This window comes from Lentzea sp. NPDC060358, from assembly GCF_042725365.1.
GTDB lineage: Bacteria > Actinomycetota > Actinomycetes > Mycobacteriales > Pseudonocardiaceae > Lentzea.
In genome coordinates, this window is sequence record NZ_JBHXCW010000082.1 from 5,045 (window position 1) to 31,609 (window position 26,565).

General features: G+C 68.3%; 26 protein-coding genes, 1 tRNA gene and 1 pseudogene. 12 read left to right on the top strand and 16 right to left on the bottom strand.

Going from position 1 to position 26,565, the window contains the following annotated elements; all coding sequences use genetic code 11:
* The first annotated feature begins 345 nt into the window (after positions 1–345).
* The 5 genes from ACFWGZ_RS19100 to ACFWGZ_RS19120 are packed head-to-tail and all read left to right on the top strand — an operon-like array spanning position 346 to position 4,509.
* Positions 346–1,338 (top strand): NAD-dependent epimerase/dehydratase family protein, encoded by a 993-nt coding sequence (locus tag ACFWGZ_RS19100; protein WP_382452859.1) that lies wholly within the window; start codon positions 346–348, stop codon positions 1,336–1,338.
* Positions 1,335–2,009 carry a cytidylyltransferase domain-containing protein gene (locus ACFWGZ_RS19105; protein ID WP_382452860.1) on the top strand — a complete coding sequence of 225 codons (675 nt, stop codon included), beginning with the start codon at positions 1,335–1,337 and terminating at the stop codon, positions 2,007–2,009. The genes ACFWGZ_RS19100 and ACFWGZ_RS19105 overlap by 4 nt, the downstream gene beginning before the upstream one ends.
* 22 nt (positions 2,010–2,031) lie before the next feature.
* Positions 2,032–2,526, top strand: coding sequence for a hypothetical protein (locus ACFWGZ_RS19110; protein ID WP_382452861.1), 495 nt, complete (start codon positions 2,032–2,034; stop codon positions 2,524–2,526).
* Positions 2,523–3,398 carry a hypothetical protein gene (locus ACFWGZ_RS19115; protein WP_382452862.1) on the top strand — a complete coding sequence of 292 codons (876 nt, stop codon included), beginning with the start codon at positions 2,523–2,525 and terminating at the stop codon, positions 3,396–3,398. Before ACFWGZ_RS19110 ends, ACFWGZ_RS19115 begins: the two co-directional genes overlap by 4 nt.
* Positions 3,382–4,509 (top strand): glycosyltransferase family 2 protein, encoded by a 1,128-nt coding sequence (locus ACFWGZ_RS19120; RefSeq protein WP_382452863.1) that lies wholly within the window; start codon positions 3,382–3,384, stop codon positions 4,507–4,509. Before ACFWGZ_RS19115 ends, ACFWGZ_RS19120 begins: the two co-directional genes overlap by 17 nt.
* Positions 4,510–5,019: 510 nt before the next feature.
* On the opposite strand, the gene ACFWGZ_RS19125 is transcribed toward ACFWGZ_RS19120, so the two are convergent.
* From ACFWGZ_RS19125 to cmk, 13 genes are all read right to left on the bottom strand, one after another.
* The gene (locus tag ACFWGZ_RS19125; protein ID WP_382452864.1) at positions 5,020–6,366 is read right to left on the bottom strand and encodes a hypothetical protein; all 1,347 of its coding nucleotides are present in this window, start codon (positions 6,364–6,366) and stop codon (positions 5,020–5,022) included.
* 8 nt (positions 6,367–6,374) lie between these two features.
* Positions 6,375–6,848 (bottom strand): hypothetical protein, encoded by a 474-nt coding sequence (locus ACFWGZ_RS19130; protein WP_382452865.1) that lies wholly within the window; start codon positions 6,846–6,848, stop codon positions 6,375–6,377.
* A 286-nt stretch (positions 6,849–7,134) separates the two neighbouring features.
* Positions 7,135–8,256 carry a hypothetical protein gene (locus tag ACFWGZ_RS19135; protein ID WP_382452866.1) on the bottom strand — a complete coding sequence of 374 codons (1,122 nt, stop codon included), beginning with the start codon at positions 8,254–8,256 and terminating at the stop codon, positions 7,135–7,137.
* Positions 8,253–8,618: a hypothetical protein gene (locus tag ACFWGZ_RS19140; protein ID WP_382452867.1), complete on the bottom strand. Its 366-nt coding sequence runs from the start codon at positions 8,616–8,618 to the stop codon at positions 8,253–8,255. Before ACFWGZ_RS19140 ends, ACFWGZ_RS19135 begins: the two co-directional genes overlap by 4 nt.
* The gene (locus ACFWGZ_RS19145; RefSeq protein ID WP_382452868.1) at positions 8,605–8,988 is read right to left on the bottom strand and encodes an SAV_915 family protein; all 384 of its coding nucleotides are present in this window, start codon (positions 8,986–8,988) and stop codon (positions 8,605–8,607) included. Before ACFWGZ_RS19145 ends, ACFWGZ_RS19140 begins: the two co-directional genes overlap by 14 nt.
* A gap of 313 nt (positions 8,989–9,301) precedes the next feature.
* Positions 9,302–9,760 carry a hypothetical protein gene (locus ACFWGZ_RS19150; RefSeq protein ID WP_382452869.1) on the bottom strand — a complete coding sequence of 153 codons (459 nt, stop codon included), beginning with the start codon at positions 9,758–9,760 and terminating at the stop codon, positions 9,302–9,304.
* Between the two features lie 171 nt (positions 9,761–9,931).
* Entirely contained in the window at positions 9,932–12,772 is a 2,841-nt protein-coding gene (locus tag ACFWGZ_RS19155) for a BTAD domain-containing putative transcriptional regulator (protein WP_382452870.1), read from the bottom strand.
* Between the two features lie 1,527 nt (positions 12,773–14,299).
* Positions 14,300–14,373: transfer RNA gene (locus ACFWGZ_RS19160), tRNA-Pro, on the bottom strand.
* A 173-nt stretch (positions 14,374–14,546) separates the two neighbouring features.
* A complete protein-coding gene (locus ACFWGZ_RS19165) occupies positions 14,547–15,659 on the bottom strand; it encodes a sensor histidine kinase (RefSeq protein WP_382452871.1) in 1,113 nt (370 codons plus the stop codon).
* Positions 15,656–16,288, bottom strand: coding sequence for a response regulator (locus ACFWGZ_RS19170; protein WP_382452872.1), 633 nt, complete (start codon positions 16,286–16,288; stop codon positions 15,656–15,658). The genes ACFWGZ_RS19165 and ACFWGZ_RS19170 overlap by 4 nt, the downstream gene beginning before the upstream one ends.
* 61 nt (positions 16,289–16,349) lie before the next feature.
* Entirely contained in the window at positions 16,350–17,771 is a 1,422-nt protein-coding gene (der, locus tag ACFWGZ_RS19175) for a ribosome biogenesis GTPase Der (protein WP_382452873.1), read from the bottom strand.
* Positions 17,768–18,400 (bottom strand): lysophospholipid acyltransferase family protein, encoded by a 633-nt coding sequence (locus tag ACFWGZ_RS19180; RefSeq protein ID WP_382452874.1) that lies wholly within the window; start codon positions 18,398–18,400, stop codon positions 17,768–17,770. Before ACFWGZ_RS19180 ends, der begins: the two co-directional genes overlap by 4 nt.
* Complete coding sequence (gene cmk / locus ACFWGZ_RS19185; protein WP_382452884.1) at positions 18,397–19,083, bottom strand: (d)CMP kinase; 687 nt, start codon at positions 19,081–19,083, stop codon at positions 18,397–18,399. Before cmk ends, ACFWGZ_RS19180 begins: the two co-directional genes overlap by 4 nt.
* Positions 19,084–19,301: 218 nt before the next feature.
* Here cmk and ACFWGZ_RS19190 point away from each other — a divergent pair, with 218 nt between their 5' ends.
* Together ACFWGZ_RS19190 and ACFWGZ_RS19195 are read left to right on the top strand one after the other, a co-directional pair.
* Entirely contained in the window at positions 19,302–19,736 is a 435-nt protein-coding gene (locus ACFWGZ_RS19190; RefSeq protein WP_382452875.1) for a pyridoxamine 5'-phosphate oxidase family protein, read from the top strand.
* 67 nt (positions 19,737–19,803) lie between these two features.
* Positions 19,804–20,736: pseudogene (locus ACFWGZ_RS19195) on the top strand (homocysteine S-methyltransferase family protein).
* Here ACFWGZ_RS19195 and aroH read toward each other — a convergent pair.
* From aroH to ACFWGZ_RS19210, 3 genes are all read right to left on the bottom strand, one after another.
* On the bottom strand, positions 20,714–21,076 hold the full coding sequence (gene aroH / locus ACFWGZ_RS19200) for a chorismate mutase (RefSeq protein ID WP_382452876.1): 363 nt from the start codon (positions 21,074–21,076) through the stop codon (positions 20,714–20,716). The pseudogene ACFWGZ_RS19195 and the gene aroH overlap by 23 nt on opposite strands.
* Before the next feature lie 21 nt (positions 21,077–21,097).
* The gene (locus ACFWGZ_RS19205; protein ID WP_382452877.1) at positions 21,098–21,421 is read right to left on the bottom strand and encodes an STAS domain-containing protein; all 324 of its coding nucleotides are present in this window, start codon (positions 21,419–21,421) and stop codon (positions 21,098–21,100) included.
* Positions 21,422–21,619: 198 nt separating this feature from the next.
* The gene (locus ACFWGZ_RS19210; protein WP_382452878.1) at positions 21,620–22,720 is read right to left on the bottom strand and encodes a DUF1015 family protein; all 1,101 of its coding nucleotides are present in this window, start codon (positions 22,718–22,720) and stop codon (positions 21,620–21,622) included.
* Between the two features lie 18 nt (positions 22,721–22,738).
* On the opposite strand from ACFWGZ_RS19210, the gene ACFWGZ_RS19215 reads away from it, so the two are divergent.
* The 5 genes from ACFWGZ_RS19215 (at position 22,739) to ACFWGZ_RS19235 (ending at position 26,383) form a co-directional block, all read left to right on the top strand.
* A complete protein-coding gene (locus ACFWGZ_RS19215) occupies positions 22,739–23,212 on the top strand; it encodes a cation:proton antiporter regulatory subunit (protein WP_382452879.1) in 474 nt (157 codons plus the stop codon).
* Positions 23,213–23,218: 6 nt separating this feature from the next.
* Positions 23,219–24,391: a cation:proton antiporter gene (locus tag ACFWGZ_RS19220; RefSeq protein WP_382452880.1), complete on the top strand. Its 1,173-nt coding sequence runs from the start codon at positions 23,219–23,221 to the stop codon at positions 24,389–24,391.
* A gap of 63 nt (positions 24,392–24,454) precedes the next feature.
* Entirely contained in the window at positions 24,455–25,606 is a 1,152-nt protein-coding gene (locus tag ACFWGZ_RS19225) for a S8 family serine peptidase (RefSeq protein ID WP_382452881.1), read from the top strand.
* Positions 25,603–25,824 (top strand): hypothetical protein, encoded by a 222-nt coding sequence (locus tag ACFWGZ_RS19230; protein WP_382452882.1) that lies wholly within the window; start codon positions 25,603–25,605, stop codon positions 25,822–25,824. The genes ACFWGZ_RS19225 and ACFWGZ_RS19230 overlap by 4 nt, the downstream gene beginning before the upstream one ends.
* 94 nt (positions 25,825–25,918) lie before the next feature.
* A complete protein-coding gene (locus tag ACFWGZ_RS19235; protein WP_382452883.1) occupies positions 25,919–26,383 on the top strand; it encodes a DUF6319 family protein in 465 nt (154 codons plus the stop codon).
* Positions 26,384–26,565: the final 182 nt, after the last annotated feature.

The following is a 26,565-nucleotide window of genomic DNA, read 5'->3' on the forward strand; positions in this document are numbered from 1 at the left end:
TCCGCAGAAGATCTCGCGCAGGTTGGTGCCCTTCCCGAGGTCCGGCCCTCCGCAGAAGATCTCGCGCAGGTTGGTGCCCTTCCCGAGGTCCGGCCCTCCGCAGAAGATCTCGCGCAGGTTGGTGCCCTTCCCGAGGTCCGGCCAGGGCGGCGGCACGCACCAAGATCGCCAATCGGCAAGAGGCAATGCCGCCGCCACTGGCCTCGGATAAACCTCGGCCTCCGACCGACGGCGCGGCATGTGCATGTGCATGGCTCCAGCGCGATCTCTGGCAATCTCGCCGGCGAACACCTGGGTTTGGTTGTGCCGCGGTCGCGTCCTGTAACAGTGTCTGATCGTTGTGCGATGGTCACCCTGCGTACTGAAGCGCCGAGAGGGGGCTCAACACTGATGGGCGACACACTCGTGACCGGCGCTGCTGGGTTCATCGGATCGTGGTTGGCGAGGCGACTCCTCGACCAAGGACACGCGGTCCTGACGATCGACAACCTCTCCTCCGGTGACCTCGACAACATCCCCGAAGGGTGCGAGCGCGTTATCGGGGACGTTTCCGACCCCGCAGTCATCGCCAGACTCAACGGTCGGACCTTCGACGCGATTTACCACATTGCAGGACAAAGCGGGGGTATTCCGAGCTTCGACGATCCGGTGTTTGACCTGAACAGCAATGTGACGTCGACCCTCCTGCTGTTGGACTTCGCGTGCCGCGCGAAGTGCCCCGTGTTCGTTTATGCCAGTTCGATGTCCGTTTACGGCGATCAAGAGCTTATGCCGGTGGTCGAGACCGCGCCGACTGCGCCGAAGAGCTTCTACGCCGTTGGCAAGCTCGCCAGCGAGCAATACATGCGCCTTTACGCCGAGCGTGGCCTAGCGTGCACCGCCCTCCGGTTCAACAACACATACGGCCCTGGGCAGAGCCTGGTTAATCTGCGGCAGGGAATGGTCAGCATTTTCCTCGGCCAAGCCTTGTCATCCGGTCGCATTCATGTCAAGGGTAGTTCCGACCGGTTTCGCGACTTCGTACACGTCAGCGACGCCGTGGAGAGTTTGATCCTCGCAGGGTCTCATAATCACGGAGCGCGCTTCACTGTATACAACGTCGCAACCGCTCACAAGACCACGGTCAGGGAACTCGTCGAGGCGATCCGCGCGAACCTGCCCTTCCCGGTGGAAGTGCGCTACGAGGGGTCCACACCAGGCGACCAATTCGGCATCTACTGCAGCTACGAGCGCATAAATGCCGACCTCGGATGGAGTCCGACAGTGAGTTTTACCGAGGGAATCGCAAACACAGTTGCGTGGGCACTCGATACCCAGATAACAGGCAGGCTGCGTTGAAGATCAAAGCGATGGTGGCCGTCCGGGCTGGATCCGTGCGTGTGCCTGCAAAGAATACCCGCCCCTTCTCTGGAACCACACTTCTCGAGAGCAAGCTTGTGCAACTAAAGCGCTTGCGGGTCCTCGACAGCGTGATCGTAAACTCCGACGATCCGTTAGCGCTTTCTATTGCCGCTGAGCTGGATTGCGAAACCGTCACCAGAGATCCATACTACGCGACCAGCACAGTGTCCATGAGCGATGTCTATGCGCATATGGCGACCCAGTGCGACGCCGACGTCATCGTCTACGCGAACTGCACGAGCCCGCTGATTCGCGACGCAACGATCGAACGCCTTATAGCAGAGTTCGTCCGCAGGGACAACCGGTTCGACTCACTCAACACCGGAAGCCTGATCAAAGAGTTCCTGTTCCGGGATAACCGCCCCATCAACTACAACCTCGCCGCCCAGCCCCGCAGCCAGGACCTCCCCGACATCATCGCGCTAAACTTCGCCATCAACGTCCTCACACGAGAGACGATGATCAAATGCCGCAACGTCGTGGGCCGTACTCCCCGCTTGCGGATCATCGATGATGTTGAAAGCGTGGACATTGACACCCCTCTGGACTTCTGGATCGCGGAGCGGCTCTACGAGGAGCGCGGCGGCCACGGTTTCCTGATGTCGTAACGCCGCGCGGAAAGGAGCACCAATGGCTGAGCCCGATCCGCGCACGCCCGGAGTGCTGCGTGCGCTAGTACTCTGGCCCGCACTATTTGCGGGATACGCCACTCACCGCGCGCACCTTGCAATCGCGGCCACGACCGCCGTCCATCGTCGCCTGATTCTGAGGCCAACCGAGTACGCACACCTGCGCAGCTTCCTCATCGACACCTATGACGGCGAACCGTGGGTCGGGACCCCGACCGACGGCTTCCGCTTCTCCCACGATAAAGCCAAGGCATGCTGGCGGGAATCGGAGCAGCTGGACGTCTTGTTGGTGCGGGCAGACTCGTCCGCTGATCTCGCCGAATTGAAAGACACTGTGCGCAAGCTCGCCCAGGTAGGCAAGCATTCAATGCATCTCACCGATACCGTCGAAGAGACTCAGTATCTGTGGACCGTCGCCAATGCCCACGCGAAGCGGCCGCGAACACTACCCTTGTTCGCCGGACAACACACATCGCGTCCCGGATATGACCGATGAGAACGTACAGTCCGGCACTGAGGTTGCCGCGCAAGGCCGCCCTGATGGCACGCGAGGCGCGATACCTGGCGCGCCATCCGACCGAGCGGAAGCTGATCCGGGACAACGACCGGTTCCAGGGCATCCACGCCGGAGAGGACTGTTTTATCCTGGGCAACGGGCCCTCTCTGATTGAAGACGACTTGTCGGTCCTCGCTGACGATGTGGTCTTCACCGTCAACAACCTCACCGCCGACGACCTCGGCGCGGGCATCTACCCTAGATATCACGTACTGTCCGACCGGCGCTTTTTCTCGCTTGACCCGGACTCCCAAGTCGACGCACCGATGTTAGCGACGCTGCGTAAGATCTTCGTCGGAGATCGGTCGCCGGTCTGCTTCGCACCCAGTTCCGAGGCCGGATTCATCCGCGCACACAGGCTCGACACCAACGGGAACGTAAGTTACTTCTGTAACCCGTTCTACTTTTCCGATTACTACGTCATCCGCACCGACGCCACTCGCATCATCCCCCGTTTCTGCTCAGTCGTGCAGCACGCCGTTCTCCTGGCTATCCATATGGGGTTTCAGCGAATCTACCTCCTGGGCTGTGACACCACCAACATAATCGCCAATATCTCCGCCGCACTCAATGACAACGCCGACAAATACTACGCGTACGAAGTGTCGCCGGAGTTAAACGCCTGGTTTTCCGCCCAGTTCGCCAAGCGGACAATGGAACGGTGCGCCGAGTCATATCTCGAAGTGCTTATCGGGTTCCGATTCCTCTGGCTATATTGCGTCAACACAGGCGTCGAGCTGGTCAACTGCTCATCCCGGTCAGTGGTCGATTCGATCCCGCGACGGCGGCTCCACGATGTCCGACCCAACTGAACTAGTACCGCTTCGGATCGGTCTCAGCGTCGTCATCCCTGTCCACAACATGGCAGGGCACATCCGCAACACCCTCGCGTCCCTCGCCATGCAGACCAGCAAGGACTTCGAGGTGATCGTGGTCGACGACGGCTCTACCGACAGCACCGCCGCGGTCGTGTGCCAGGTGTTCGCGAAGGGCGAGATTCCCCGACCGCGCCTCGTGCACATACCTCACCGGGGCGTCAGCGCCGCCCGCAACGCCGGCGCCGAGTTTGCTGCAGGCGCTTATGTGCTCTTCCTCGACGGGGACGACCGAGTCGCCCCAGACCTGGTGAGCGCTGTGACGCAGGTCGGCGGTGACTCGCCCGACCTGATCTGCTGGGGCTGGGACACCGTCGACCCGGCTGGAAACATTCTCCGTCGGTACTTCGATGTGCACCCTCCCCATCCCGGCCGAGTCTCAGGGCTCACTGCCCTACGGCACCGGGTTGTGGACCGGACGTTCCGCACATGGACGGCCAGCGTCGCGTACCGGCAGCAGTTCCTGCTTGACCACGGCCTTCGCTTCGTCGAGGGAAGCACGTGCGGGGAGGACATGGAGTTCGCCTATAAGGCGCTGGCCCGCGCCCGCCAGGTCGACCTGCTCGACCGCACTTTGTCCATCTACGTGAAACGGTCCGACTCTGCCAGCTCCCGACGCGATGTTCGCCGATTCGATAGCCTCGAGGCTCTAGAACGCTCCTACCACGACCTCACTGGCAACCCTGAAGCCGAGATCCGCGCAATCGCCCGAACCTTCCCTCTGAACCGGTACGTTCGCAACTACTTCCACACCCTGGAGTCCTGCCTGCGCCAAGGCGACACACCAAATGTGCGGGGCTTCCTCGCACAGGTTGAAGCCCAGTATCCGGGCCTCACCGACTGGATCGCAGAGTCGCTGCGCGGTCGCCTTCGTGCACGACTGCACACCCCTATGGATCAGCGACTGTTCCTCGTCTCGCCTCTGTTGTGGTGGCACTGCCGGAAAGTACGCCGCATCATCGACCGCTTGCTGCCCGAACCCTGGCGCACCACTTCTGTACGGTCGCTCATCCGCACCGCTGCCCGACTTCGCCGCGACAGCGCATGATGACTTGACCGCAGCAAACGTCCGGACCTGGGTGTGGGGCGGGATTGCGAGGGCATCGCCCCACACGAAACTACTCAGGCGAACACACCCCAAGAGATGACTCGATCACCAGACTGACGCGGAGAAACCAATGGTCAGCCCTGTTCGCAATCTTCTGGTACTACCGCCCGAGGTTCGGTCCTCCGCACAACGTTTTCCCGCGGAATGGTGCCCTCCCTGAGATCCGACCAGGGCGGCGGCATGCACCGAGATCACCAACCGTCAGGAGGGAACGCGGCCACTGGCCTCCGAACAATGCCTCGGCCTCCGACGGATGACGCAGCTTCTGCATCTGACGAGCTGCGCTTGTCGCGATCGCTGGGCAATCCGGGCGATGATGCCCAGGCGCTGCCTGAGGTCCGGCCTACCGCACGACGATCTCGTGCAGGTCGATGCCCTGTCGATCCCTTGTCGAGGCTGTCAGAGAAGGCATCGGACCCCGTGAGTCGTCTTGGCCTCGACAAGGAAGAATCAGGTCGTGGTTCGCACAATCGACGGCACCGGATCACTGTAGACACCGAACCTATCGCTGACCTGGGCGTCGAAGACATGCTGGCCTGGACTGACACCGTTGAACTGCTTCGACGAATGCGTGCCGCACTGAGCCTCGAACCAAATCTGTCCGTCGATCAGGAAGTGGCAGATCACCGGGTCCCGGCCGCTCTGCCAGCCGACGTCGAACGCGACTCCGACGTTCCCGCCTCCCTTGACAACCACGACGAAGTTGGCCACGGTCGGCTTCGGCTCCACAGGAGCAACCGGCGGTGGCGGCACCGAGTCGCCGTCGCCGGGGATGTCGACGGCCAGAGTTGGCGACCACTGGCTGGTGTTGCCAAGCCGGTCACGGACGAGCGCCTTAAACCTGTGCACACCTGCGGCAAGGCCGGTGACTCGCGTCGACGAACGCGTTCCGCACTGGCTTTCCTGCACGGCCGAGTCGTCCACGTAGATCACACACCGCACCGGATCCGTGCCGGCTGTCCAGCCAACGTCGAACGTCACTGCGGCAACACCCACGCCAACACTCTGGACGGAGAAGTTGGTCAGGGCCGGCGCTGCGGGCTTCATCACCTCGGTAGTCACGACGGGCGGCTCGCTCGTCGTCCTGGCGGCCACGGTCAAAGTGCGCGTACCGTGGATGATCTTGCCCGCGTCCTTCGGCTGGGCGTCAGCCCACTTCAAGAAGGTCGGCAGGCTCAGAAAGAGGCTGAACAGCTTCTTCGAGAGGCCGGACGCGACGGCCCTGCCGACCGCAAACTCGACGTTCCTGACCCGTAGGACGTCACACTTGAGCCGCTCGACCCAGTTCGTGTCCGCGACGCAGTTCTCGTAGTCGGCGTAGACGTCCGAGATCTCGGTGATCAGGGTCGTGTAGATGCCCCAGTACTTCTTGACATCCGCGAGCTGAAGCCCAGGCATGAACGTCACGAGCGTGGTGAGCAGAGCAAAGTTTCGGCCCGCGCGCGAGAGGTCGACCGAGATCGTCGAACCGCCCCTGCCCAGTGGAACGCGCGCGACGTCACCCGGCATCAGGATGGAGGGGTCGGAATGACGCAGCCGGGTGAGCACAGCGGCCAGTCCCTGGTTGACGTCGACCGACTGGACAGCGGGTGCGTCGCCGGTGAGCTTGATCTGGACCGGAAGCGCGAGCGTGTTCCTCAGGATGACTTCCGACACCGTCGTGCACGCTTCGATCGGGTAGTCCGCCGGAACCACTCCCCTGGCTTCGTCCATGGCGCAAAGTCCTGGCGCGGGCGCCGCGATCGCCGGCGTGCCAGTGCCCGCGACAGCGATTACCCAACTTGCGATGACAGCCATGAGACGCATCAGTTTTCGCCGAGCTTGCACGGCCCCTCCAACTTCTTTCCGAGCTCGGCCAAGGCGTCAGCCGCGCGAGTCGCGGCTCCTTCGTCCGAGAAACCTTTTCCCGCAAGGTCGTCCAAGGCGTCCGCAGTGTTCAAGAGAGCATCGTTGGCCCCTTCAAGATCAGCGCTCCTGGCCATGCCTCGAAGGCCTTCCGCCGTCTCGCGCAACCTGCTTCGCGCCGCTTCAGTCGAGTCCGGGTCGGCGAGCTCGTTCATCGCATCGCTGAGCTTGCCGAGATTGGCGTCGCCAGACGACAACCTCTCGCACGCATGACTGCGGCCGCCACTCTGAGACGCCGCCTTCTCGTCTGTACTCGAGCCACAGGCCACCAGCGTCGTCAGGAGCAATCCGATGGCGACGCCTGAAGAACTTCTTTTGATGATCTCCTCCTTGAGCCGGCCGCGAAGCCCGCCGGCAGGCCGCCTGCCGGGCATCGGTCTGATCAGTCGCGGGCACGGCGCCGGTAATCTGCTCCGCTCGGTGCCGCCCCCGCCCGGTGACGCTGCCTCAGAAGCCAACTCGACAGGTGACCTCTGCCCGCCCCCTGGCTTCTCAGACGACGCTGTTTTGTTCTGTGTGGCCGTGATCATGGCGTGGAGATCAGAGACGATGTCCGAATCTCCACGCCACGTGATCAGCCTCCGCGCCCCTGCGGCGTGGGTGGCCAAGGGCAGCGGTGGTCGTCGACAGGTCCTCGCGGCCTGCACGCCCATTGGGCTGTCAGTCACTCCAGTGGTGCTCGATGGCGTAGCCCACGCCCGCGCTGACCGCGGTCCCGACCACGAAGGCGGCCCAGCCGATCGGTCCGGCGGCCAGGGCTCCAAATCGTGCGGCTGTCGCAGCCGTGAGGAGCACCTCGGTGAGGCCGCTTGCGGCAGCGCCGGCCGCCCAGCCGCCCGCCCCTGCGGCCGCCGCAGTGGTCGGCGGCGTGCCGTGCATGATCGACAGGCCGGTCCCGGCGAGGCCCAGGACACCGCCGGGCACGTGCAGCGGCTTGAGGACAGCCTTGGCGTACGGCATGTCATTGCCGACCAGCCTTGCGGGGCCGAGCGTGAGTGGTGCGTTGAGCTCGGCAGCGGGGATGCGCGGCGCCAGATCGAATGCCTGGCTGAGCGCGGTGTGGCGCAGCCCGCCGGTTGTGTTGTCGGCGAAGGCCACCGCGGTGTTGAGGCGCGCGGTGAGCTCGGCCGCAGTGAACTGGCCCACGGCGGGCGCGGGCTTGGCCAGATAGGTGACCATCGAGGTGGTGAACACGCCCCGGGCCACCCCGAGCATCCGTGTCGGGGTGAGGAGAGCCTCGAAGAAGGTCTTCTCCTTGGCCACGTCGGTTTGTAGTGCCTGGTGCGCCGCGGCTTCCTTGCGCCGGGCCGCGGTGACCAGCGCTGTGATGGTCCGGCCGGGACCGGTAGCCGCGGGATCCACAATCGGCAGCGGGAACTGGATGGTGTCGGCGGTGAGCCGGTAGCCGGCCGAGCGGGCCAGGTCGCGCGCCTGCGCCATGGACTCGACGACTGCCTCGAGTTCGTAGACGAAGACCGTGAGCGCCTGCACTACGCGCCGCGCCGCGGCGGCGAGATCGCCTGCGGTGGCGCCGTCGCGGCCGAGCTTGTCGCGGGCACGGTCGGCGGCCCGGCCGTCCCAGGCTCGTAGTGAGGCCGCGCGGGCGGCGTGCAGGGTGTCCTGCACTCGCGCGATCTCGAAGGCCACCCCAGTCAGCCAGGCGATCTTGTCCCAGAGCTGCCGGATGTCGCCGTCCACCCTGGTCGCCAGGGTGTGTCCGCCCATGATCGGCCGGGGCGGCTGGGGCAGTGGCATCTGCGGGCCACTGATCGGTGCGATCACGGGTGCTCCGTCGAGGGGTGACCGGCGGTGTTGCCGGCCCACGGGTGTCGGGTGGGGGTGAACAGCGCGTCGAGGCCGGCCAGCCGCTGCTGTCCGATCACGTTGCGGTCCTCGGTGTCGCGGTACTCCTCGTAGGTGCCGCTCAGCGAGTCGTGAGCGCTGCCCAGGCTGCTGAGGAGCTCGGCGGCGCCGCCGAGCAGGGCTACCAGGGCGGCGTCGAGCGCCGCGGTCGACCTCCCGGCGTCGGTGACCTGATGGGGCATGCGTTCGCACTGCTCGCGCAGGTCCTGCTGAGCGTCGGCCAATGACCGCCCGATCGGGCGCAGCTCGTCGAGGTCGACGCGGAACTTACCGCTGTCCATGTGCACCGTCCTCGCGGCGCAGCTCCTGGGGCAGTTCCTGATCCCACAGCACCATGTCGGCGCCCGTGCCCAGCTGCAACGAGGCGGGGTCGATGGTCGCGGGCAGCTCCACCCACGGCTGCTGCTCGCCCATGCACTCGACCAGGCGTGGCAGCGACGAGTAGGCCAGGATCACGTTGTGCCCGTCGTTGGTCGGCACGACTTCCACGTCGACGATGTCCGTGCGGCCGTCCTGGTATCGGCCCGGCACATAGGTCGCGCCCGCGCGCAATGTCCGGTCCTCGTCGTCTGCGCCGAGTAGGCGCGGATCGATGAGTTCGGGCACGTCATCGCCGAACACGTTTGTTCCGTCCATCAGCGACCGTTCCATTCTCCCCAGGAGTGATCGACTTGAGGCGATCATCATGCATATTTCCGGTCTCCGCCACGCGTTCTTCGGGGGCTTGGGCAACATTTAGGGTTACCGCCGAGTATTCTGATCGAGTCGCCAGTCATAAAAGACTTCATCTTTCAGCGGTAAGATTCTTTGGTTCGGCTTTCCTTACTTTCATTGTTCAGCCTCACTGACATGGGCATTCTTGGCCGATGGGAATCTAATTGTGAATTAACATGTAATCAGCCTGGGGCGGTGGCAGCGTGGCGTCTCACCAGTGCTGGTTGAGACGCCACCCAGGCAAAGCCGGTTACCAGGTGCCCGCGCGCACGCGGCCGTTGGTGTAGAGCTCGGCCCAGAAGCCGCCCGCGTTCGGGAACTGCGCGACCAGCCAGTTGACCGCCGCGACGATCGGCGGGCACACGACGCCTCCCGCGGTACGGAACACCGCGCGGCACACGGCGTTGGCGCCGATCGCGATCACCTCCGCCTTGCTGATCTTGATCCACCAGTGGTCGCGGTCGAAGCCGCCCTGCGCCAGCACGCCGATGCCCTCGGCGGTCACCGTGGCGTCGGGGACGGCCAGGCCGGCGGGCAGCTGCCTCGTCTGCGACGGCGCCAGGGCCATCTCGAACTGCGCGGCCGCCGAGGTGGTAGTCGGCGCGGCGGGTCCGTCGGCCGGGGTAGCGGCGGTGGCGGTCGCCGAGGCGCCGGCCAGCACCGCCAGCCCGATGCCGGTGGCGGTGATGAGTCGGTACAGCGTGTTCATGTCTGTCCTCCAGGCAGCGTTCGCGCGGCGCGCTGGCCGCGGGCCCGAGGGTGGCGGGAGCCGGTGTGCCCCCGTCGTTGTTCGGGCATGTTGAGCCTGGTGAAGACCGCTGATCGACCGATGATCCGGCGCTGATCGGCTGAGTGAGCTCGCCAGACACGCAGGGTCGGTTTACAGGGCCGTCAAGCGTGAGCGGATGGCGTCGGCCTCGTCCGGGTCCAGCGGGGCCAGCAGGGTGAGCGCATGTTCCCAGGCGGCCCGGGCACGGTCCTTGTCACCGGACAGCAGCAGCGTCTCGGCCAGGCTTGCCTGAGTGGTGGCTTCGTCGTAGCCGTGCTGGATCGTGCGATACAACTCGACGGCACGGGTGTAGCAGGTGATCGCCTGTGGCAGGTCCTGCAGGCCGCGATGGGCGTGGCCGAGGCTGTCCCAGGTGTCGGCGTGGCCTTGCGGGTCGTCGAGCTGCTCGTGCTGCTCCAATGCCTGCCCGCAGTACCGCAGCGCCGTGCTGTGCTGGCCGAGCAGGGTGTGGTACCAGCCCACTGTGTTGAGCGCGTTGGCTACTCCCCTGCCGTCATGCCCCGCGCGCATCCCCTCCAGGGCCTGCTCGGCGTGACCCAACGCTGAACGGAAATCACTGTCCTGCTCGTGCATCCACGCCAGGATCAGGTGGGTTTGCGCCTCACCCAGCGGGTCGTTGCTCTGCCGCGACAGCTGCAGCGAGCGGGTCAGGAATCCTCGGGCGGTCTCGATGTCGCCGAGCCGCAAGTGCGCACGTCCCAGGCCTCGATGCGCGCGGATCTGGCCGTTGAGGTCGCCGAGTGCAGCTGAGGCGTCCAGCGCGATCTGCTGGGTTGCGATGTAGTCGCGCCAGTGCCCGCCCCAGTCGAGGTAGTCCACCATCGACCACGGGATCTGCCAGGCGTGGGCGTGCAGGCCGTGCCGGGCGGCGTCGTGCAGCACAGCGAGCAGTACCGCATGCTCCGTGCCGAACCAGGCGCGAGCCTCAAGTTCGCCGGCGAATTCGTCGAGGCAGACCCCTGGCAGTGGTGCCGCGATCGTGATCGGGTCCCGGCTCGGATACAGCAGCATCGCCGCGCGATGTGCCGAGTGCAGGTAGTGGTCGGCCAGGCGCTGCCGTGCGCGGCCGATCACCTCGTCGCCGTCGCCGTGCAGGTGATCCACGGCGTAGAGGCGGATGAGGTCGTGCAGGCTGAACCGGCCTGGGGCGCGTTCCTGTAGTAGGTGCAGCTGCACGAGTTCGGCCAGCGCCGCGCGCGTGGCGGGGCGGGACAGGCCTGACGTGCTCGCGGTCGACGACTCCGACATCTCCGGCCCGGGATGCACCGCAAGGCTGCGGAAGACCCAGGCGGTGTCGGCGGGCAGATCGCGGTAGGACCAGGAAAACACCACGCGCAGGTTCGTTACCGGGTCTCCGCCGTCGAACGAGCCGAGCCGGTCCTGCGCCGCGCGCAGCGTGGACACCAGAGCGGCCAGGGCGAACCCCGGCCGCGTCAGCGCTCGTGCCAGCACGATCCGCAGCGCCAGCGGCAGCCCCGCACACCGCGCAATCAGCTCGTCGACTTCGTCGGGCTCGGCGGCCAGCCGTGCCGCACCCATACCCGCCTCGAGCAAGGCATACGCCTGAGCGGCGTTGAGAACCTCGAGCGCGAGCGGGATGGCACCGTCGGTGGCCACCAGACTCTCCAAGCGCCGCCGACTCGTGATGATCACCATGCTGGCGGGGCTGGCGGGCAGCAGCGGTCGTACTTGCTCGGCGTCAGCGGCGTTGTCGAGCACGACCAGCATCCGCCGGTTCGCGATAAGACTGCGGTACAGCCCGGCTTGTGCCTGTAGCGACGTCGGAATGTCGTCGACCGCGACCGCGAGCGCGTCAAGACATGTGCGAACGGCCTCACCGGTGGCCATCGGTGTGTCAGCCGGGCCGAACCCGCGCAGGTTCAGATACAGCTGCCCATCCGGGAACCGGTCGCTGACCTGGTGGGCGAACGTCAGCGCGAGAGCGGTCTTACCGATCCCCGCCATCCCGTCGACGACGACGACGACCGGAGTGCCCGCGCCCGCCATCTGACCAGTCTCGCGGGCCGCGAGCGCCTGACCGAGTTGGGCCAGTTGCTCGTCTCGGCCCACCAGCCAGCGCGGCCCCGCCGGAAGCTGACGAGGGACTACCCAGGCAGGCTGTGAAGGCGTGTCGGCATGGTCGGTCGCCGTTTGGGGTATCGCCGTGTCGACGCCTCGTTGCACCGGCGCGGCGAGCGTGTGGTCGTTGTTGAGGATCCGCTCGTGCAACATGCGGACCGCAGTGCCGGGATCGGTCCCCACCTCCTCAGCCAGCCGCGCGCGGAAGTCCGCGTAAGCGGCCAACGCGTCGGTAGTGCGACCGCCGCGATGCAGCGCGAGCATCAGAAGCGCCAGCATGCTCTCCCGGAACGGATGCGTGTCGGTCCACGACTGCAGCTCGGCGACAATCTCCTGATGGCGGCCTAGCTGCAGTTCGAGCTCGATGCAACGTTCGACTACGGTGAGGCGCCGCTCGGTTAGGCCCGTCTTGAACGACTCGAGCCCGCGGTTGGTGACATCGGACAGCGGATCCCCGCGCCACAGCCGCAGCGCCTCACGCAGTACCGCGGCCATCTCCCGCAGCGACCCGCACCCGTCAGCCTGGTCGACCAGGTCCTCGAAACGCCGCAGGTCAAGTGCCCCCTCGCGGCAGGTCAGCTCGTAGCCGCCGGGGCGCGTGCGCAGGGTGGTCTCGGGATCAACCCTGAACAGCTCCCGCAGAGAGTTCACGCTTCGTTGCACCATGCTCCTGGCGGTCAGTGGCGGTCCATCGGCCTCCGACCACACGACGTCGATGATCCGCTCGACCGCTACGGGGTGCCCGTGGTGCAGCAGCAACACGGCCAGTGTCGCGCGCGGCACCGCCTTCGTCAGGGTGATCGGGCTTCCCTCGTGCGAAATGGCCAAGGGCCCCAGCAATCCGAACTCCACTGATCCCCCTGCTCACGCTCCGACCGCCGCCGAAGGCGGCCGAATCCGCGCACGTTGCAGCACAGGACTAAATGCCAATTTCAGGTGGCGCGCCAGCCGCACGTCACTCGTTGGCTAGCACACCGAACTCAGGAGTTCCTGTGCTCAGCGTCGCCTCTGGGCGGACAGTCGGCACCAGACTCGAAGAAGCCTCTTCCTTTCTCTCAGGAGAATCTGCGCCAGAACGTAGCGCACATCAGCGCGGAGACGACACGTCACTTGAGCAAGCCTTGATTCGACGCTTCATTTACCAAGCCGTACGTACGTTCCGAATATTGCAGCGACGCCGAATGGAATAACGCCAATCGGCAACGACGTGCACGGCGAATACGCCGGACGTGAGACTGTGCTGCGCCTAGGGCTGGGGTACCAGTCGCGGATGTCGTCAGTGGTTGGGGAAGAGGGCGGTGCGAGATCACCGACATGTCCGTCGCGGCCGCTGGCCGCGGCATGGCCCTTGGCCACGTCACCGTCTCCGGCACAGCTCAGCGATGGGTGATCGCGCTGCGGCGTCGTCCAGTTGATTCGGAGGCTCTGAGGCTGCTCGCCAAATGATCCGCTAACCGTGAACACACCGCCCTCCCGCATCATCACTCCAGGCAGCGGATCGATCCGCACGGCTCCGGGATGTGACGCGACGGCACGGCATGAGCTGGGCGATCGAGGCTCACGCCATGCCATCGCCTCAACTTCAGGTTGGGCAACGTCCCGGACCCGTCGTGTGGCTGGGCATCCCAGACGTTTTACTGAGGCCACGCTGGACTCACGTCCCAGCGAGGGATCACATCCTCGACATCGAGATGACTGCGGTGGTTTCCCAGGCGCATCACTGGAACTCATACCCCAACACCCCATGCGGGGACGGGCCAGAGCCCGCCCCGAACGGGTGCTACTCGGGCATAGATAGGCCGAACGATGACTCCACTACCAGGCTGCCAGAACAAAACCGCTGGTCAGCCCTGTTCCCATCCTTTGGTACTCCCGCCGAGGATTCGAACCTGCGCGGATACTGTCGAGCCTTCAAATCCAGCCGACACGACGATGACCCCGCAGCGTCACGCCCCTGCGGTTCACCGGCTCGCGAACGAAGCATGCTCGTCCAACCCACGCTGGCCCTGGCCCGACACGCCGGAACAACACCCCAGACGACCGCAGCCCGAGGATCATCGATCGTCGCCGCACCAGCACCACCCAGTGCACCAGGTGTCAGCGCGCACGATCTATGAGATCGCCAGGCAGCGCCGCTTGGACAAATCCGCCGCACGCCGATCACGGCCTGGGAGAACACCCGATCGGGGGACATGATTCGCTTTAGGCAACGCGACCTCATTTCGTTCCGCGCAAACCGATTCTCCCAAAATCCTCCCAAACACTGGGTTACCGGCCAGTACAGACCACTGTGGACAGTCACGTCAAGATCGAAAAGAGCACACGAAAAAACCCGCCGACCTGGGCTTTCACCCAGAATCAGCGGGCTGATTCAGACCGTCGGGACGACAGGATTTGAACCTGCGACCCCTTGACCCCCAGTCAAGTGCGCTACCAAACTGCGCCACGTCCCGGCCACACTCCCGGTTCCCCGGCGTGCAGGAAGAATCGTACAACACCGCGGACAGAGATCAAAAACGGGGCCCAAGACCCGCCGCCACCTGCGGATATACGGCGGGGACCCGATGTTCGGGTCCCCGCGTCCCTCGGTCCGACCGATCCCCCGATCCTCGACCGACAGCCACCACTATGCGTCGGTTGGAGCAGTGCCGCCACCGCCGAAAGTCGAGTCTTGTGCGTCAACCTTCGACTTACCGGGCGGTAGGACGGCACTGACGGTGAAGCCGCCGTCCGGCCTGTACGAGGTGGTCAGGGTGCCGCCTGCCAGGCGGACTCGTTCCGACAGGCCGTGCAGGCCCGCGCCGCCTCGCTCGTCTGACGGAGGTAGCGTGCCTGGGCCGTTCACGACTGAGACTCGTACCGGTGCGGCTCTGTCGACTGTCACCGTCACGGCGGCGCCCGGGGCGTGTTTCGTCACGTTGGTCAGGGCTTCCTGGACTACCCGGAAGAGGGCTCTGGAGATCGCCGGCGGTAGTGAGGCGTCGCCTGTTTCGGACAGGGTCACGGACACGCCCGCCACTCGGGCCCGGTCCACCAGTTCCGACAGGGACGGGTAGGTGGTGTCCGAGTTCAGCAGGCCCAGGGCCGCTCGCATCTCCGACAGGGATTCCTTTGCCAGGGAACGGAGTCGGAGTGCCGTCTCTCGTACTGACGGGTCTGTCGCGGTGGCGGCCAGGGCTGCCGACTCCACTGCGATGAGGGTGGCGTGGTGGCCTACCGCGTCGTGGATCTCACGGGCTATGCGGGCTCGTTCGGCTGCTCTTGCCGAGGTTTCCTGGGCCTGTAGTTCGGAGGCTCTGGCTCTGCGGGTTTCGTAGAGCGACTGGGTCAGGTCCCTGCGGGTGGTGACCAGGGCGCCCAGGGCTGTGGGGGCGGCTGCCAGGCCGAAGGCGAACGCCAGGGCCAGGAGGAGGGAGGCCGGGGGGATCGTTTCGGTCAGCAGTACCGGGGCCACGGCCGCCACGGTCAGGGACAGCACCCAGAAGAGCTGGAGCGGGATCGATTTCTCCGTGCGGCCCAGGCGGTACTGGGCTACCAGGGCCGGGGCCCAGCCCAGGCCTCCTGCCACCGCCGGAACGCACGCCAGGGAGGCCAGCCACGGCCAGCGGAGGCGGAGAGGGAGCAGCAGGGCTGCCGTTATGGCGGCCCACAGGGACCACGGGTAGGGGCGGTCCTGGGTCAGCAGGACCACGCCTGCGGCCAGGCCGACGGTCAGGAGCTCCTGGAGGAGTCGTTTCACCACACACCGACCTGGTGCGCGACCAGAGCCGCCTGCACCCGGTTCTCCACGCCCAGTTTGGTCAGGACGGTGGAGACGTAGCTCTTCACCGTGGCTTCGGACAGGCAGAGGTGCTCGGCTATCGCATGGTTCGAGCGGCCGCCCGCGACCAGTTCCAGGACCTGGCGTTCGCGGGCCGACAGCGAGTCCAGCTGGCTGTTGGCGCGGAAGCCGCGCAGGCGCGGGAGCAGGCGGGCGGTGATGCGGGGGTCCAGGACCGCGCCGCCGGCTGCGAGGTCGACCACGGCGCGGACCAGGGTTTCCGGTTCCGCGTCCTTCAGCAGGAAGCCCTGGGCGCCGAGGTCCAGGGCCGTGGCCACGTAGTCGTCCAGGTCGAACGTGGTCAGCACGGCGATGGCGGGCGGGGTGGCCCAGGTGCGGAGTCTGCGGACCGCCTCGAGGCCGTCGACGCCCGGCATCTGCACGTCCACCAGGACGACGTCGGGCAGGTGGGCCAGGACCTCGTCCAGCAGCTCGGCGCCGTCGGAGGCCTCGCCCACGACCTCCACCCGCCCGTCGGCTTCCAGGAGGACCTTGAGGCCCCGCCGCAGCAGGGCCTCGTCGTCGGCTAGCACCACGCGTACGGCCACCAACCCAACCAACCGCACGCACGGCCTGAGGGCAAATAGGTCACCTGGGTGGTCCGGAGAACTACTTCTTGCCGGCGCCGGCCTTCTTCTTCTCGCGCACGCGCACGGAGATGCGGACCGGGCTGCCCTCGAAGCCGAACTCCTCGCGCAGCCTGCGCTCGATGAACCGGCGGTAGGAGGCCTCGAGGAAACCCGTCGTGAACAGCACGAAGGTCGGCGGGCGGGTCGAGGCCTGGGTCGCGAAGAGGACCTTCGGCTGCTTGCCCCCGCGCACGGGCGGCGGGGTGGCGGCGATGAGCTCGGTGAGCCACTGGTTGAGGCGGCCGGTCGGGACTCGGGTGTCCCACGAGTTCAGCGCCGTGCGCAGGGCCGGGGCCAGCTTGTGGACGGCGCGGCCGGTCAGGGCCGAGATGTTGACCTTGTCGGCCCACGGGACGCGCACCAGGCCGCGTTCGAGCTCGCGGACCATCTCGTTGCGGCGGTCCTCGTCGACGAGGTCCCACTTGTTGAACGCCAGCACGCACGCGCGGCCGGACTCGACGACCATCGTCAGCACGCGCAGGTCCTGTTCGGACAACGGCTCGTGGGCGTCGAGCAGCACGATCGCGACCTCGGCGGTCTCGATCGCCGACTTGGTGCGCAGCGAGGCGTAGTACTCCGCGCCGCTCTCGAACTTCACGCGCTTGCGCAGGCCGGCGGTGTCGACGAAGCGCCAGACCTCGCCGTCGAGCTCGACCAGGGAGTCGACCGGGTCGACGGTGGTGCCGGCGACCGAGTCGACGACCGAGCGGTTCTCGCCGGTCAGGCGGTTGAGCAGGGACGACTTGCCGACGTTCGGCTTGCCCACCAGGGCGACGCGGCGGGGGCCGCCGCCGCGGGCGCCGAAGTCGTCGCGCGGGGTCTCGGGCAGCTTCGCGAGGATCACGTCGAGCAGGTCGCCGGAGCCGCGGCCGTGCAGGCCGGAGACCGGGACCGGCTCGCCGAGGCCGAGCGACCACAGCGACGCGACGTCGGCCATCAGGCGGTCGTCGTCCACCTTGGACGCGCAGAGGATCACCGGCTTCTTGGAGCGGCGCAGGACCTTCGCGACGGCCTCCTCGGTCGTCGTCGCGCCCACGGAGGCGTCCACGACCACGAGGATCACGTCGGCGGTCGCCATCGCGAGCTCGGCCTGGGCGGCCACGGCGGCCTGCAGGCCCTGCGCGTCCGGCTCCCAGCCGCCCGTGTCGACCACGGTGAACTTGCGGCCGCTCCACAGCGCGTCGTAGGCCACCCGGTCGCGCGTCACGCCCGGCACGTCCTGCACCACGGCCTCACGGCGGCCGATGATGCGGTTGACCAGCGTGGACTTGCCGACGTTCGGCCGTCCGACCACCGCGAGCACGGGCTGCGGCGGAGCGCTCTCGTCGCCGTCTTCGGAGTCGAGGCCGTCGAAGGCTGACCAGTCGGCCTCGTCCTCCCAGGTGCCGTCCAGGTCCGTCATCGTCTTCCCTCACTCGTGCGTTGTCCATCGAGTTCGGCGACCAGCGTCGCCAGGCGGTCGCGCACCTGTTCGGTGGCAACGCCGAGGGCCGCTCGTCCCTTCCCCTCGGGGAGGGGGAACGGCTCACCGATCAGCACGTCGACCTCGGGCCGGAAGCCCTTGGCCCGGTAGGTCCCGCGGCAGGCGACCGGCAGCACCACCGAGCCGGACGCCTTCGCGAGCCACGCCGCGCCGTTCTGCGCGTTCGCCACGTCGCCCTCGCCGCGGGTGCCCTCGGGGAACACCCCGATCACCCCACCGGCTTTGAGCACGGACAACGCGCTGGTCAGCGCGGTGCGGTCGGCCTCTCCGCGCTTGACGGGGATCTGCCCGATCTTGCCCAGGAGGTCGCCCACGACGCCGCTGAACATCTCCTGCTTGATCAGGAACGTCACGCGCCGGGGCAGCACACCGAACAGGATGGGCCCGTCGGCCATCGAGCTGTGGTTGGCGACGACGACCACGCCGCCGCTCAAGGGTACGCGGTCGCGGCCGTGCACCCGAATCCGGAACTGCCACGCGTACGGAACGCGCGCGATCCACCGGCCGAGGTCGGTGAGCCAGGGCGAGCTCCCGCGGGGAAGCGTCACCCCGTCACCCGCAGCCCGCGCCGTTCGACCAGCTCCAGCAACGCGGTCACGGTGCCCGCGAGGTCGAGGTCGGTGTTGTCGACCTCGACGGCGTCGTCGGCGGCCTTCATCGGCGACACCGCACGGGTGGAGTCGTAGCGGTCGCGCCGCTGCACGTCGGCCAGCGCGGCGTCCACAGTGGACTGACGACCGGCGGCGCTGTCCTGCTTGGTCCTGCGCGCGGCCCGCGCGTCCGCCGACGCCGTCAGGAAGACCTTCAGCGGGGCCTCGGGCGACACGACGGTGCCGATGTCGCGGCCCTCGACGACGATGCCGCCGACGTGGTCCAGCGCGTCGGCGATGATCGCGCGCTGCTGGGCCACGAGCACCTCGCGCACGTGCCGGGTGGCGGACACCGGCGAGACGGCCAGCGAGACCTCGGGGCCGCGGATCTCGGCGGAGACGTCGTCGCCGTCGAGCGTGATGCCCGGCTTCTCCGGGCTGGTGCCGACCAGCAGCACCGCGGTGTCGGCGACCTCGGCGACCTTCACCTGGTCGGCCGGGTCGACGCCCGCGCGCAGCACCGCCAGCGCGACCGCCCGGTACATGGAGCCGGTGTCGAGGTAGCGGGCGTCGAGCGCCGACGCGAGTCGCTTCGCGACGGTGGACTTGCCGGTGCCGGCCGGTCCGTCGAGTGCCACCACGCCGCGCAACTGACCCTGGCCCACCACAGCTCCCTCCGAGACGCCCACGGTGCTCATTGTGCCTGGTGCGGACGCTCACACCGCAGGCGGGACGCCGAGCGCGGCGGCGCACCCGTTCGATCGGGACGGCGCGGCGGTATCGATCGGTGGAATCCGCAACAGCCGCGCGCCGCGCGAGCCGATCAGGTGGGCGCATCACCGAACACACGGAGGGCTCAGTGACCACCATCGAACAGCACGACGCCGTCGCGGCGCTGCTGCACAGCACGCTGGCCGCGCACAAGTCGATGTTCCTCGCCACGGCGGGCGCGGACGGCTCGTGGGTCAGCGGCGTCTACTTCGCCGAGGACGGGCCGCACACGCTCGTGCTCGTGCTGGAGGAGCGCGGGCGGACGCTCAAGGCGATCCGGCAGAACCCCGAGGTGGCGCTGGTCGTGTCGACCGGGTCGCCGATGGAGCCGTTCCTGCAGGCCCAGGGCACCGCGGTGGTCGTGGACGGCGCCGAGGACGAGGCGGTGCGGCAGCACCTCGTGGCCAAGGTGCCCGAGGCGGCGCCGTTCCTGGCCACGCCGATCCGCGCGGTCAGGGTCACCGTGCCGCGCTGGCGCGTCACGGACATCCCCAACGGGTGGCTGCCCGGCAAGGAGTTCTGAGCCGCACGGACGCCCTGCGCGACCGTGCGGGGCGTCGCACACTGGTGCCTCCGCCCTGGAGGCCCCGATGGCCGCACTGCCCCAGCTCTCCCCCGGCATCTTCCTCACCGACGGCGGCGCCGAGACCACGCTGATCTTCGACGACGGCATCGACCTGCCCGACTTCGCCGCGTTCCCGCTGCTCGAGGACGCGGCCGGGCGGGCGGCGCTCACCCGGTACTTCGAGCGGTACGCGGGCATCGCCGAACGCGACGGCGTCGGGATCGTGCTCGAGACCGCCACGTGGCGCGCCAACCCCGACTGGGCGCGAAGACGCGGGTACGGCGAAGCGCGGCTCGCCGAGGCCAACCGCCGGGCCGTCGACCTCCTCGAGGGCGTCCGGAGCCGGTTCGCCACGACCGTCGTCATCAGCGGGTGCGTCGGGCCGCGGGGCGACGGGTACCGCGCGGACGACGTGATGACCCGCGAGGAAGCGTGCGCCTACCACTCGGCGCAGGTCCGGACGTTCGCCGGCACCGCGGCCGACCTGGTCACCGCCATGACGCTGACCACCAGCAAGGAGGCGACGGGCGTCGTCGACGCGGCGAAGCAGGCCGGGACGCCCGTGGTCATCTCGTTCACCGTGGAGACCGACGGCCGGCTGCCGTCCGGTGAGTCGCTCGGGGCGGCGATCGAGGCCGTCGACCGCGACACGGGCGCCTACCCGGCCTAATACATGGTCAACTGCGCGCACACCTCCCACTTCGCGCCCGTCCTCGAACCGGGCGCCGCGTGGACCGGCAGGATCAGGGGCGTCCGGGCGAACGCGTCCGCGCTCAGCCACGCGGAGCTCGACGAGGCCGAGACGCTCGACCGGGGCGACCCCGAGGCCCTCGCCGCCGGCTACGTGCGGCTCCGGCGGCAGTTCCCGCAGATCACGGTGCTCGGCGGCTGCTGCGGGACCGACCACCGGCACGTGGACGCGATCAGCCGGGCGGTCAGTGGGACAGATCGGTCCTGAGCGCCGCGGCGCCGCGCAGGTAGACGTGCTTCACCGACGACCGCGGCAGGTCCGTCTCCACGTGCGCGAGCAGGCGGATCACGCGGGGCATCGAGCCCTGGACCGCGATCTCGGTCGCCGACAGCAGCGGCACGTCCGACAGGCCCGCCTGGCGGGCGGCGTAGGCGGGAAACTCCGAGACGAGGTCTGGTGTGGCGGTGAGGACCACGCTGATCAGGTCGTCGGTCGTCAGGCCGTTGCGGGACATGACCTCCCGCACCAGCTCGGCCGTGGCCTCCAGCACCAGGTCGCGCGAATCCGCGTCGATCTGCGTGGCTCCCCTGATCGCTCGCACCGCCATGCGATCGACCCTAGCGCGTCCTCAGTGGACGTCGCCGCCGACGACGATGTTGGGGTAGGTCACGGTGAGCCCCAGCAGGTTCACGACGTAGGCCGCCCATCCCCCGCCGACCAGCACGAGCCGCCGCTCGCGCAGCGACGCCGCCGTCTCGATCAGCACGTGCAGGCCGCTCGACCCGATGAACGTCAGGTCGGTGAAGTCGACCACCACGTCGCCCTCGCTGACGGCGCAGGCCAGTTCCAGCTCCGACCGCAGCAGGTCGCTCGTCGTGAGGTCGACCTCGCCGGCGAGCGCCAGGGACGCGCCCCGGCGGCGCACCTCCAGCGTGCCTGGTACGGATCTCATCTCGGGCGCCTCACGGGATCGGGGTGCGGCGGATCGCACACCGCCATGAGACGACGGAGGGCCCGCGACCGCCAGTGCCGGAAGGCTCTCCCGGGTCCTCGTCCTCGGCGAAGTTGAGGACGACGACCCGGGAACGGCCGAGTCTGGCCTCCCGTCCCGGCGGCGGGCCAGGGCCGAACGAACCCGCGGGGCAGGGCCCTACGACGTCAGGTCGGCCAGCAGCAGCCCGCTGCGCGGCTTCGGGGTGAAGTAGGTGCTCTTGCGGGGCATCCTGGTGCCCGCCAGCACCTCCCGCACCGGCACCGGCGCGATGAGCAGCACCGCCTCGGCCTCCACCGCCGGGTCGACGACCGGCCGCACGAACGGGCTCTCCGGGTCGAGCCCGAGCGCGGCGTGCAGCAGCACCGACTCCACGACGGCGTGGTCGATCCCGTGCCCGGCGGGCAGCTCGACCCTCAGCACGTCGTCGGGGCAGCGGACCACGACCACGCCCGGTTCCGGGTCGACGACGTGCGGCAACGACGACACCGCGAGCCCCGCCCGTTCCCAGGCCGCCACCAGGTCGGCCGCATGCAGGCCGGTGCCGGTGATCGCGCGGTGGATGGGCCCGACCCGCAGGCCGGGCCCGGACGTGATGAGCGCGAGCAGCCCGGACAGCCCCGCCGACCGCGCCGCCGCGACCCGGTGGTTGCCGTCCGCGACGAGCAACGGGTGCGCGCCCGCCGCCTCCAGGAACGCGTCCTGCCGCTCCCCCGGCCCGACCAGCCACACCCAGTGCCGCCGCCCGCCGGAGTCCACAACGGACGCGGCCGGTTCGCCGGTCGTCCCGAGCACGAGCGGCGTCAGGCCGTCGTGCGGGGTGACCGGCACGAGCATGGCCGCGCTCGTCGCGATGCCCAGCGACGCGAGGACCTGGCCGCGTTCGGCGACCACGTCCGGGTAGACGTCCTCGGTGTGGGAGATCGCGTCCGGGTCGACCAGGCACAGCAGCCCGCACGCCGTGCCGTCCGGCCCGTCCACCCGGTACGGCGCGACGACGTCGGTGACCTCCCGGTACGCGCGTCTGATCAGAGCGGCGAGCTCGGCCCTGGCGTGCGGCAGGGCCTCGAGCAGCCCGGTGCCCGCGGCGAGGGCCGCCGGCGTGCGGTGGGGGTGCTGGACGGCCAGCAACGTGCCGTGCGGGGCTCTCGCGAGCGCCCCGACCACCTGGCCGGGTTCGGCGAACTCGTCGACGTCGGGACCGGGCACGCGATCGCGCACCACCCACCCGCGTCGCACCGGGCGAACTGGCGGAAACATCCCCGTATCATGATCTGCGTGAACGTAGAGATCACGCCCCTGCCGGGAATCGGCACGCGACAGGACTTCATGATCCGCGCCGGACGTCGCGTCGGCGTGATCACCTACCGGGACGGCAAGTTCGAGCTCATCGTCTCGAAGGCCGACGACCCCGACTCGTGCTCGGCGTCGATACCGCTCTCCCCGGAGGAGGCGAACACGCTCGCGGGCCTGCTCGGCGCGCCGCAGCTCGTCGCCCACCTGCGCGAGGAGCACCGCGACATCGAGGGCATCACGACCCGGCAGCTGCCGGTGACGGCGTTCGCGAACCGCACGCTCGGCGAGACCGCCCTGCGCACGAGGACCAGTGTGTCCATCGTGGCCGTGGTGCGCTCGGGCAACGCCCACCCGTCGCCCGGCCCCGACTTCCTGTTCGAGAACGGCGACCTCGCGGTCGTCGTCGGCACCGCGGAGGGCCTCGACGCCGCCGCCGAGATCCTCCACGGCGGTTAAAGCACAGTGCACGAGACAACCATCGCCATCATCCAGCTCGGCGCGGTGTTCTTCGGTCTGGGACTCCTCGGCCGCGTCGCTCGGAGGATGGGCATCTCGCCGATCCCTCTCTACCTCGTCGGCGGCCTCTGCTTCGGCGTGGGCGGGTTCGTCCCGCTGCACGGCATCGACGAGTTCACCCACCTCGCCAGCGAGATCGGCGTGGTCCTGCTCCTGCTGCTGCTCGGCCTCGAGTACTCGGCGGCGGAGCTCACCACCGGCCTGAAGCGCTCGTGGATGGCCGGCGTGCTCGACCTGGTGCTGAACGCGGCGCCAGGCGCGATCGCGGCGTTGCTGCTCGGCTGGGGTCCCGTCGGCGCGCTCGCGATGGCGGGCGTCACCTACATCTCGTCGTCGGGCATCGTCGCGAAGGTCCTCGGCGACCTCGGCCGGCTCGGCAACCGCGAGACGCCGGTCGTGCTGTCCGTGCTCGTGTTCGAGGACCTGGCCATGGCCGTGTACCTGCCGGTGCTCACGGCGGTCCTCGCGGGTGTGAGCTTCCTCGGCGGCCTCACGTCAGTCGGCATCTCGTTGCTCGCGATCACCGTGGTCCTGGTGGTGGCGTTGAAGTACGGCCGGTTCATCTCGGCCATTGTGGACAGTCCCGACCACGAGGTGTTCCTGCTCAAGCTGCTCGGCTCGGCGTTGCTCGTGGCCGGGGTCGCGTCCCAGCTGCAGGTGTCGGCGGCGGTCGGCGCGTTCCTGCTCGGCATCGCGATCTCGGGCTCGACGGCGGAGAACGCGACCCGGCTGCTGGAGCCGTTGCGCGACCTGTTCGCCGCGATGTTCTTCGTCGTCTTCGGCCTCAACACCGACCCGCGCACGATTCCACCCGTGCTCGGAATCGCGGTGGCGCTGGCGGTCGTCACGACCGCCACGAAGATCGTGACCGGCTGGTGGGCCGCGCGCCGGCAGGGCATCGGCAAGATGGGGCGCATGCGCGCGGGTGTGGCTCTGGTGGCGCGCGGGGAGTTCTCCATCGTCATCGCCGGTCTGGCCGTGGCGTCCGGTCAGGTGAACGACCGGCTGGCCGCGCTGGCGACCGCGTACGTGCTGCTGATGGCGATCCTCGGGCCCATCGCGGCCAAGTACGTTGAGCCGATCGGTGAATTCTTCCAGCGGAGAAGGCAAACGGCCTGAAACGACCGCCTCTTCGTGACGACTCTCTAGTGGGAGCAAAACGGAGAGTAGGGGCGAACAGTCATGACCGAACCCGCGGAAGTGGAGACCACCGGCCGTTTCCTGGTGCTGCTGCAGGAGAACGCCGTCGACGAGGGGGTGGCCGAACTCGGCGCGATCGCCGGGTTCGACCCGGACAGCGGTGACCTGGACGCGGAGACCGTGCAGGTCTTCCCGGAGCTCGGTGTCGCGGTGGTGTCCGCGGACCCGAACCTGCTGGCCGAGCTGAACGGCGCCGCCGAGCGCCCCGGCCCGGTGCAGGTCGTCGAACCGGAACGCGTCGTGCGCGTGTTCGCGGCACCGGCCGAGGAGGCCGAGCCGGCCGCCGACGAGTCGGTGCTCACCTGGGGCCTGCAGGCGGTGGGCGCGGACGTCAGCACGGCCACCGGCAAGGGCGTCAAGGTGGCGGTGCTCGACACCGGCTGGGAGCAGAACCACCCGGACTTCGCGGGCCGCGCGATCACCACGAAGTCGTTCATCACCGGCGAGGACGTGCAGGACGGCCACGGCCACGGCACGCACTGCATCGGCACGTCGTGCGGCCCGCGCAAGCCGGCGACGCCGCCCGGATACGGCATCGCGCACGAGGCGGAGATCTTCGCGGGCAAGGTCCTGTCGAACGCGGGCTCCGGCTCCGACGGCGGCATCCTCGCGGGCATCGACTGGGCCGTCGCGAACGGCTGCGCGGTCATCTCGATGTCGCTGGGCGCCGACGTCCCGGCGAACACGCCGTACTCGCAGATCTACGAGACCGTCGCCCAGCGCGCCCTGGCCAAGGGCACGCTGATCATCGCGGCGGCCGGCAACGCCTCCACCCGCCCCGGCAGGGTCGCGCCGGTGGGCCACCCGGCCCGCTGCCCGAGCATCATCGCGGTGGCGGCGATCGACGTGAACCGCGCCATCGCGTCGTTCTCGTCGGGCACGGTGGACAAGATCGGCCAGATCGACCTGGCGGGCCCCGGCGTGGACGTCCACTCGTCGTTCAAGCTGCCGGAGAAGTACAAGCGCCTGCGCGGCACGTCGATGGCGACGCCGCACGTGTCCGGCGTGGCGGCCCTGATCGCGGAGAAGACGGGCGCCAGGGGCCACGAACTGTGGTCGCGCCTGGCCTCGACCGCACTGCGCCTCCCCCTGCCGTCCACCGACATCGGCGGCGGGCTAGTCCAGGCGCCATGACCTCGCCGGTGGACCAGGTGATGGTCTCCGTGGCGGAGGGCAGCCTCCCGAAGGTCCTCGACGACCTGAGGGAGGCGGGCCTGGTCGTGGACACGGTCCTGGAGGCCCTGGGCGTCATCACCGGAACAGCACAGGTGAGGGCGATCCCCGCTCTCCAGGCCGTGCGCGGCGTCCTCGACGTGGAACGGCAGTGGCGCGTGCAGCTCCCGCCGTACTGACTAGGCTCTGCGTCGACCCCATTCACGTCTGATCGAACACGTGTTCTAGACTTGTGCGCGGGGTCACGTCGTTGCGCAGAGAGGAAACCTGATCGTGTCGGACACGCTCACCGAGGTGCAGGCAGTCGAGGAGACCGCAGTGGAGGAGACTCCGGCGGCGGCCCCCGAGGCGCCGAAGGTCGAGGCGCCGGGGACCGAGGCTCCCAAGCCGGTCGAGGCACCGAAGCCGGCCGAGGCCCCCAAGGCCGAGAAGCCGAAGGCGGGCCGCCCGAAGAGCACGGCGAAGAAGACCCGGACCGTGGAGCTCACGCTCACGGTGACGGGCACCGCCGAGGGCGAGTGGCAGGCCGACCTGGTCCACGGCACGCAGCGCGTGGTGTCGGGCCTGGTCATCCCGGCGATCGCCGTGGCCAAGGCGGCGAAGGAGCTGCACGAGGACATCGCGGAGGGCATCGAGTCGGTGCTCGAGGCGGCACGCGACCAGCACCGCACCCGCATGGAGGAGCTGGAGGCCGAGCTGGCCAGGGTGAAGGCCCAGCTGGCGGAACTCTCCGAGTAGAACTCGGTACCCGGGAAGGGCGGCCCGTGCGGAGCGGGCCGCCCTTTCGCATGTCCGGGTCGGCTGCGGCGCGCGGGCGCGCTGACGCAGGAGCGAGCGCTTTGCTTTGGCTTTTGGCTTTGAGCGAGCGCGCCCGGTGGGGTGGTCCCGTCACGAGCAGTGCTGATGCACCCGGCCGCGCC